General features: G+C 36.5%; 4 protein-coding genes. All 4 read right to left on the bottom strand.

From position 1 onward, the window contains the following. Positions 1-59: 59 nt before the first annotated feature. Positions 60-863 (bottom strand): purine-nucleoside phosphorylase, encoded by an 804-nt coding sequence (locus tag GSA01S_RS09475; RefSeq protein WP_066126942.1) that lies wholly within the window; start codon positions 861-863, stop codon positions 60-62. Between the two features lie 10 nt (positions 864-873). Next, complete coding sequence (gene deoB / locus GSA01S_RS09470; protein ID WP_066126941.1) at positions 874-2046, bottom strand: phosphopentomutase; 1173 nt, start codon at positions 2044-2046, stop codon at positions 874-876. A 107-nt stretch (positions 2047-2153) separates the two neighbouring features. After that, positions 2154-3050, bottom strand: a complete 897-nt coding sequence (gene xerD / locus GSA01S_RS09465; RefSeq protein WP_066126940.1) for a site-specific tyrosine recombinase XerD — start codon at positions 3048-3050, stop codon at positions 2154-2156. Beyond that, positions 3050-3904 (bottom strand): CvfB family protein, encoded by an 855-nt coding sequence (locus GSA01S_RS09460; protein ID WP_245631306.1) that lies wholly within the window; start codon positions 3902-3904, stop codon positions 3050-3052. The genes xerD and GSA01S_RS09460 overlap by 1 nt, the downstream gene beginning before the upstream one ends. Positions 3905-4300: the final 396 nt, after the last annotated feature.

Below are 4300 nucleotides of genomic sequence, written 5' to 3'. Positions count from 1 at the left end.
GCTAAGAACAATTAGTTTTATAAGGAAGATAAGTGTTCATTTAGACCCGATTCCTCACCTTAATCTAAGCGAGCGATGGTACCACGTAATAACTTTTTGAAATTAGGTTTCGCTTTTTGTGAATTTTCCATCACTTCTTCATGGTTTAAAGTTGCTTGCATACCAGCAGCATAATTAGTAATGCATGAAATCCCAATGACTTCCATGCCACAATGTTTTGCTACAATCACTTCCGGTACCGTTGACATTCCAACAGCATCCCCACCGATAGTACGTGCATAACGAATTTCCGCTGGTGTTTCGTAAGTTGGTCCTGTAAACCAAGTATAAACCCCTTCTTGTAAAGTAATCCCAATCTCTTGAGCCACTTCTTTTAGTAAAGCTTGACCTCTTTTACTATAAGCTTCAGACATATCGACAAAACGGGGACCATGCTCCTCAATATTTGCTCCAATTAAAGGATTTTCACCGGTGATGTTTAATTGATCTGTAATGATCATTAAGTCCCCTGGCGTAAAGTTTTCATTCACTCCACCCGCTGCATTGGTTACAATCACAGTTTTACAACCTAATTCTTTGAAAATGCGCACGGGATAAGTGACTGTTTGTAAATCATAGCCTTCGTAATAATGAAAACGTCCTTGTAATGCAATAACTTTTTTACCTTCTAACTTACCATATACCAATTGACCCGCATGACCGGCTACTGTTGAAACAGGGAAATTGGGAATATCTTCGTAAGGAATGACGATTTTGTTTTCAATCTCATCCGCTAATTCACCTAACCCAGAACCTAAAATTAATGCGATTTGTGGCTCTACAATACCTTGATTAATTAAATATTGAGTGGTTTCTTTAAACATATTATGCCTCCTAAATTAATTGAGATAAGAATGATTGGCCAAGTCCGGTTGATTCAACCTCGAAATTATCAGAAATGGTTGCTGCAATGTCTGCAAAGTGAGTCGCTTGTAATTCTTTTGGTTCCTTTAATGATGGACTATAAACTAAAATTGGCACATACTCGCGGGTATGGTCGGTACCAGTAAAGGTTGGATCATTTCCATGGTCGGCAGTAATGATTAATAAGTCGTCTTCTTGCATTTTTTCATAAATTTCAGGAAGACGTGCATCAAATTCTTCTAACGCTTGGGCATAGCCTTCTGGGTTACGACGATGACCATAGACAGCATCAAAGTCGACTAAGTTGGTAAAACTTAAGCCAGTAAAATCTTGATCCATGACACGTAATAAGGTGTCAACACCATCCATATTATTTTGCGTACGATTGCTTTCAGTAATTCCTTTTTCATTAAAAATATCAGCAATCTTCCCTACTGAAATAACACTTTTTCCTGCATTTTTTAAGAAATCTAAAGTCGTATCCGAAAATGGACTCAACGCGTAGTCATGACGATTTGCTGTCCGCACAAAATTACCTGGTTCTCCAACATAAGGACGTGCAATAATTCGGCCTAACATATAAGGATCTTCTAAAGTAATTTCACGAGCATACTCACAAATACGGTATAACTCTTCTAATGGTATCACTTCTTCATGAGCAGCTATTTGTAATACGGAATCAGCTGAAGTATAAACAATTAAGTCACCCGTTTCCATTTGATGCTTACCATAATCTTCTAGCACCTCTGTACCAGAGTATGGTAAGTTACAAACAATTTTACGACCAGAAAAAGCCTCAATTTTATCTAGTAATTCTTGAGGGAATCCATCGGGGAAAACACGGAAAGGCGTCTTAATATGTAATCCCATAATTTCCCAGTGACCTGTCATCGTATCTTTCCCTGCAGAAATTTCTTCTAATTTAGTCCAATATCCTTTCGTTTGTTCAACTGGATTCATTCCTTGCAAGGGCTCGATATTGACTAAACCTAATTCAGTTAAATGAGGTAGTGATAGTCCTGCAGTTTTAGCGATATTGCCTAATGTATGAGCACCCACATCACCAAAGTCTTTAGCATCTGGTGCTTCTCCGATTCCGACTGAATCCATTACAATGAGATGGATACGATTAAATTTTGTCATATAACTTCCTTCTTTCTTTAAAATGATTAATATTTACATTTGTTATCTAAATTAATAGTTATCTAATTTAATATCGATAGGATGTCTATTAAGCGATTGACCTGTTATCAAGAACGTGGGAAAGCTTTCCGATATACTTCTTGCAGACGAGCTTTAGAAATATGGGTATATATTTGAGTGGTAGAAATATCAGAATGTCCTAATAATTCTTGTACCATCCTTAAATCGGCTCCATGTTCTAATAAATGCGTCGCAAATGAATGACGTAAAACATGTGGTGAAACGGCATCATTATCCAGTCCTATTTGCGCTACGTATTTCTTAATGTTTTTCCAAATACCTTGTCTAGTAAAAGGTTTACCGCGCTCAGTTAAAAAGACAATATCCGTTGGTTTCCCTTTACGTTGAAATGCAGGTCTAACTTCTTCAAAATAGCGTTGCATCCAATAGGTTGCTTCTTCACCTATCGGAACGATTCTTTCTTTATTCCCTTTACCAATCGTTCGGATAAAGCCTAACTCTAGATGACAATGGCGCATCGATAAATGGGTCAATTCACTCACTCTTAGGCCACTCGCGTACATCACTTCCAAAATAGCTCGATCACGAATCCCCCAAGTCGTACTTAAATCAGGGGCCTGTAATAAATCATCAATTTCATTAACCGTAAGTGCTTTAGGTAGACGTTTGGGCTTTTTAGCACTTTTAATCATGGTCATCGGCGATTGTTCGATGACCTTTTCGATTACCAAATAATTAAAAAATTGTTTTAAACTGGATAACATGCGATTGGTTGAACTCGCTGAGTAATGATCCGCTTTTAACTGTGCTAAAAAATTTTGAATTAAAGGCTTATTTAATTGTGACATCGTCTCAATGTTTTGTGCTTTAACAAACTCATTAAACTTTCGCAAGTCACGGCCATAACTTTCAATTGTATTACTAGAACGCGCCTGGTCTAATAATAAGTATCGCTTAAAATCTTCGATATAGGAACTTAACATTATAATCGATAAATTCCTTCATTTTTCTCTTGTCTAATTTTTTTATTTTTTAAAAGATTACCTACGGCGCGTTTAAATTGTGCTTTACTAATCCCTAATTGTGCTTGAATCGCTTCTGGATCAGATTTATCATGCAAAGCTAAAAATCCATTAGGAACTTTGTCTAAAATAGCTAAAATCATTTGCGCATCATCGGTAATCGTTTCATGAGCACGAGGACGCATAGAACCATTTAGAGAGCAGTCTCGTGCGACATTCACCACACGCACAGTGACTTCTTGCCCTAATCTTAATGTTTCCGTTTGTTCACTCTCATGAATGAACACTCTAAATCCTTCTTCAGAAATGGCTAATGCACCCGCTAATTTTACTTGATAGATTGTCACCTTTAATTCTTGGTTCATTAATCGTTCTGGTGCTTTTTTAAATAATTGATTAAATTGTTCTACTTCAGCAAACTGTCCCCAAAAACGATTCTTGTCATCTACAAAGAAAGTCAGATATAGTTTATCGCCTTTCTTCGGCCATAACTGTTTATTTTCTGGTAAATAATCCAGTGACATCACGACATCTTTTTCTTCCAATCCGACATCGATAAAAACACCTAAATCCTTACGAGCACTGATGACGGTTCCCCAACCATAATATCCTGGTCGAATTAAAGGTAATTCTGTTTGCATCACTTTTTGGTTAAAGCGATTCTCATAAATCATCCCTTCAACCGTTTCTCCTAATGTATAAGTATCCTCGGTTGTTTTTTTATTTAATTCGAAGGTAATCCCTTCATACTGTGCATAAAAAGCTTGTTCATTCTCATCAGTAATTTTACCGACGACGATTTGTCCATATTTCACTAACAACACCTCACATTCATTCAATATTTTAACATAATTCACTATAAAATGCTTTCAAAAACATTAATTTCTCTAGGACTAATCTTATTCAAACCATCATTGATTTGTTTTTATTATAACTTTCATCTTAAAAAAAGCACTGCCTAAGTTCAACTCAAGCAGTACTTCATAAATTTAAGTATTGTATTATTACCTTTCATCCTACCCTATAAAGTGAAACATAGCATCATCGTTGAATATTACCAAATAACACTCCTTGACAGTTATTAGTACGTTCTCGATTATACTAATAGGGCGAACTTGGCATTATCGTGGGGAATGAACTGGAAGTAGAAAATTGAATGATTTTCGCTTCGTCGGCCTACCCCCGCAAAGTTGGGAGTGGACCAGAAGTAG

Source organism: Globicatella sanguinis NBRC 15551 (genome assembly GCF_001552295.1).
Classification (GTDB): Bacteria; Bacillota; Bacilli; order Lactobacillales; family Aerococcaceae; genus Globicatella; species Globicatella sanguinis.
Note: the sequence above shows the minus strand (reverse complement) of the source record. Positions and strands in the feature narration are given on the sequence as shown.

What these genes read in the sequence shown, in the direction of transcription:
- deoB (WP_066126941.1), bottom strand. Translation starts at nt 2,046, where the DNA reads ATGACAAAATTTAATCGTATCCATCTCATTGTAATGGATTCAGTCGGA.
- GSA01S_RS09475 (WP_066126942.1), bottom strand. Translation starts at nt 863, where the DNA reads ATGTTTAAAGAAACCACTCAATATTTAATTAATCAAGGTATTGTAGAG.
- xerD (WP_066126940.1), bottom strand. Translation starts at nt 3,050, where the DNA reads ATGTTAAGTTCCTATATCGAAGATTTTAAGCGATACTTATTATTAGAC.